Annotated in this window: 4 protein-coding genes; 2 read left to right on the forward strand and 2 right to left on the reverse strand. The window is 69.7% G+C overall.

All coding sequences use genetic code 11. From position 1 onward, the window contains the following. On the forward strand, positions 1-516 hold a 516-nt coding region (locus E1285_RS43725), incomplete at its 5' end, for an SRPBCC family protein (protein ID WP_132160800.1). Between the two features lie 7 nt (positions 517-523). On the opposite strand, the gene E1285_RS43730 is transcribed toward E1285_RS43725, so the two are convergent. Both E1285_RS43730 and E1285_RS43735 read right to left on the reverse strand, forming a co-directional pair. Further along, entirely contained in the window at positions 524-1,318 is a 795-nt protein-coding gene (locus tag E1285_RS43730; RefSeq protein ID WP_132160801.1) for an SDR family oxidoreductase, read from the reverse strand. 91 nt (positions 1,319-1,409) lie between these two features. After that, positions 1,410-2,372: a hypothetical protein gene (locus tag E1285_RS43735; protein WP_132160802.1), complete on the reverse strand. Its 963-nt coding sequence runs from the start codon at positions 2,370-2,372 to the stop codon at positions 1,410-1,412. 297 nt (positions 2,373-2,669) lie between these two features. Between E1285_RS43735 and E1285_RS43740 the strand changes: the two genes are divergently transcribed. Further along, the gene (locus tag E1285_RS43740; protein WP_132160803.1) at positions 2,670-4,046 is read left to right on the forward strand and encodes an IS1380 family transposase; all 1,377 of its coding nucleotides are present in this window, start codon (positions 2,670-2,672) and stop codon (positions 4,044-4,046) included. Positions 4,047-4,098: the final 52 nt, after the last annotated feature.

The following is a 4,098-nucleotide window of genomic DNA, read 5'->3' on the forward strand; positions in this document are numbered from 1 at the left end:
GCCGACTACGAGGCGACGGAAGACCGCTGGACGCTGGTCTTCACCCGCGACCTGCGCCACCCGCCCGAGAAGGTGTGGGCCGCGCTGACCGAGCCGGAGCAACTCGCCGGGTGGGCGCCCTACACCGCCGACCGCGACCTCGCGAAGGCGGGCGACGCCACGCTCACGATGATCGACGACGAGAAGCCCGAGGACATCGCGGCCGAGGTCGTCCGCGCCGAACCACCGACGCTGCTGGAGCACACCTTCGGCGCCGACCTGCTGCGCTGGGACTTGGAGGCCACCGGCTCCGGCACGCGGCTGACGCTCCGGCACACCGTCGAAGACCGTGACTGGCTCCCGAAGGTCGCGGCCGGTTGGCACATCTGCCTCGACGTGGCCGAGAAGCTGCTCGACGGGCGCCCGATCCCGCCGATCCGCGGCGCCGCGGCGATGGACTTCGGCTGGTCCGAACTCAACGACCGATACGCGCAGATGTTCGGTATCCCCAACACCGGCGCGCCCGGCTCGCTCTGACCGTCCTTCAGGGGACGGGGACGAGGCCGCCGTCCACGCGCAGGTCGGTGCCGTTGATGTAACCGGCCAGCGGGCTGGCGAGGAACGTCACCGCGGCGGCGATGTCGTCGGCGGTGCCGAGCCGGCCGGTCGGGTTGGGCGCGTACTCGGCCGTGACGAGCGGCTCCAGGTCGGCCCAGTCCTGGGGCCAGCCGCGGTGGGCGGCGCCGTCCTCGAACAGCTTGCGCATCCCGGCGGTGACGATCACGCCGGGGCTGACGGTGTTGGCGGTGATGCCGGTACCGGCCAGGTGCCTGGCCAGGCTCGTCGTCATGTTCACCACCGCCGCCTTGGCCGCCGAGTACTCGACCAGGTTGGGCTGTGGCGTGGTCGCCCCTCGGCTGCCCAGGTTGATCACCCGGCCCCAGCCGCGCTCACGCATCCCGGGCAGGACGCCCCGGATCAACCGCACGGCCGACAGCACGTTGCCGTTCATCGCCGCCAGCCACGCGGCCGGTTCGGCGTCGTCCCAATCGTGCTCGGCGACGGGGCCGGCGTTGTTGACCAGCACGTCCACGCCCCAGGACGCGGCACGCCCGGCGACCTCCGCGGCGGCGCCGTCGTCGGTGAGGTCGCCGAGCACGACCTCGGCCGTGCCGCCCGCCGCCCGCAACCGCTCCGCGACCTCGCCCGCCCGCGCCGCGTCCCGCCCGTGCACGAGCACCGCACACCCCTCGGCGGCCAGCCGCCCGGCCACCGCCGCCCCGATCCCACCGCTGCTCGCCGTCACCAGGGCCCGCCGCCCCGCAAGTTCAAGATCCACGGTCCACCACCCTAGGAGGCCCCACCGACAATCCCGCCGAAGACCGCCGCCAGGCGGACACGTCGAAGCTCGTCTGAGGGCTGTCCTGCGGTTACGTGATGACCTCGCAGGCGTGGAGGAAATCGACCCACTGGTGTGCGGCCTTGGATTGGGGTCGGCTGCGAGGGCTGTAGCGGAGTTCGGTGTGACGCGGGCTCAGGCCGTATTCGTTGACGAAGCCGATCGGGTCTGGATGCAGGTGGCGCAGCCGGTTCGACGGCGCCGGTTCCAGTCCGGCGACTTCTCCGGTTTCCCTGTGGAGCAGGAGCTTCGCCTTCCGGTGGTATTCGCCGATGGCGAACCATTGCCGAGCCTGGACGTCATCTATTCCAAGCGAGGTGAACCGCCGGGGCAACGCTTTCGTATGGTCGATGATGAGTTCTTCGGTGTAGAGATAGAGCGTACCCAAACCTGCGGTGCCCACCATGCGTTGGAGTCGCCACAACGGTTCGGTCGCGTCAGGGATCAGTCTCATCCGAGCGCCTCGGCCCGGGTCGAAGCCGATATGGTCCAGGTTCCATTCGTTCGCGACACCGGACGAGGCGAAGACGTCGAAACCGATGTCGCGCAGCCGGGTGAGCTTTTGGTGAACGGTTCGTTCGGCCTCGTTCTGCGGGGTGTCGGACCAGGTGGCTGGAATCTGCGAGGCCGGGTCCACGTACTCTTCCGCCCACCGGGCTTCCAGGTTCCCCAGCGTTGACTCGTCGATGACGCCGATGGACAGGAGAAAACGTATCCAGTCGTCTTCGCTGGCGGGGAGCAGGCGTTGTGCGGCCGGGTCTTCGAGGATGGTGGGGTACCGAGGGCCGATCGCGTACTCGGCGAAGAACTCGAGCACGTCACCGGCCAGTTCGCGCAGCCGCAGCCGTCCTGACTTCAGGTCCCAGGCGCTGATCGTGGCGACGGAGCCGTTCGCTGTATTGACATAAACACTCGCCTCCGCGCAGCGGGCGAAACGAACCCACTGTCCTGGGTTCTCGACATTCAGGCCCCAATCCGCGAAGTCGTCCGCCACATCGGCGGCCTCGCCCAGTTCTCCGACCTCATGGCAGACCAGCCATCCGGCGCGCGGCGCATTGGTCAGCTCGTAAAGTGTCCGGAGTCCGGAGGGAAGGTCGACCCGATCACCGAATGACCGTCCCGGCGGGAGCCGCCATGACGGTTGACTCTGCTCGAGAAGGGACGCTCTAACCTCCCGCTTTCATGGCGGGTTGATTCCGGCTGGTCGTTGACATGAGAAAAGTGCTCCTGAACTGGGAGGATAGGGCTTGCTGAAGGTCCTGTCCGCGCCAAATTCTGGAGCACTTTCCAAGTGAAGACTACCGGCCGGAAGGCCAAGATCGTGGTGTCCGAGGACAGTGCGGGGATCGCCTCCCAGGCGGGTGGGCTGCTGCTGATCGAGGCCCTGCGGGCGACGGGCCTGGACCAGGGCTTGTCACGGGCGCTGGCGCGGTGGAGGGCATCGCGGGCGGTGCACGATCCGGGGAAGATCGTGACGGATCTGGCGGTGACGCTGGCACTGGGCGGAGACTGCCTGGCCGACATTGCGGTGCTGCGGTCCTCGCCGGAGTTGTTCGGGCCGGTGGCCTCGGACCCGACGGTGTCACGGCTGGTCAAGACCCTGGCCGAGGCCGGGCCGGCGGCGTTGCGGGCGATCCGCAAAGCGCGGGCGCAGGCACGCCAGCGGGCCTGGGCGCTGGCCGGGCCCGGCGCTCCGGGGGCCGACGGCGGGCTGATCCCGGTGGACCTGGACGCGACCATCGTGATCGCGCACTCCGACAAGGACCAGGCCGCCCCGACGTGGAAACGCACCTTCGGCCACCACCCGATGACCGCGTTCATCGACCACGGCCCCGGCGGGACCGGTGAGGCCGCCGCCCTGGTGCTGCGAGCGGGCAACGCCGGATCCAACACCGCCGCCGATCACATCACCGCAGGCCGCCTGGCCCTCAACCAGATCCCGCCCCGCCTGCACAAACAAGTCATCATCCGGACCGATTCGGGTGGCGGCACCCACGAGTTCCTGGACTGGGTCACCGCCCGCCGCATCAAGTACTCCATCGGATTCAACCTCACCGACGACATCTGCGCCGCCATCCTCGACCTGCCCGAGCACATCTGGCAGTGCGCCTACGACGCCGACCGCAGGCCCCGTCCCGGCGCGTGGGTGGCCGAGCTGACCGGGATGCTGGACCTGTCGTCCTGGCCCAAGGGCATGCGCGTCATCGTCCGCCGCGAACGCCCCCACCCCGGCGCCCAGCTGCGGTTCACCGACCTCGACGGGCACCGCTTCACGTGCTTTGTGACCGGAACCCGGCCCGGTGGCAAGTACGGGCAGCTGGCCGACCTGGAGCTGCGCCACCGCCGCCGGGCCCGCTGCGAGGACCGCATCCGGTGCGCCAAGGACACCGGCCTGCGCAACCTGCCCCTGCACAGCGCCGCCGCCAACCAGATCTGGCTGGAGATCGTCGCGCTCGCCTCGGAACTGACCGCCTGGACCCAGATGCTCGCCTTGGACGGGACGGCCCGCACCTGGGAACCCAAACGCCTGCGGCTGCGGATCTTCTCCACCGCCGGACGCCTGGTCCGCGGCGGCAGGCGGCTCCGCCTCCGGCTGAGCAACCGCTGGCCCTGGACCGACCTGATCACCACCGCGATCACCCGCCTCCAAACGCTGCCCGCACCCTGACCAGGAACAAACCGCCCCATCAACCCCCGGAAAGGAGCCCCCAGGGCCCGTG

The sequence above is a fragment of the Actinomadura sp. 7K507 genome, assembly GCF_004348425.1.
Lineage (GTDB): Bacteria > Actinomycetota > Actinomycetes > Streptosporangiales > Streptosporangiaceae > Spirillospora.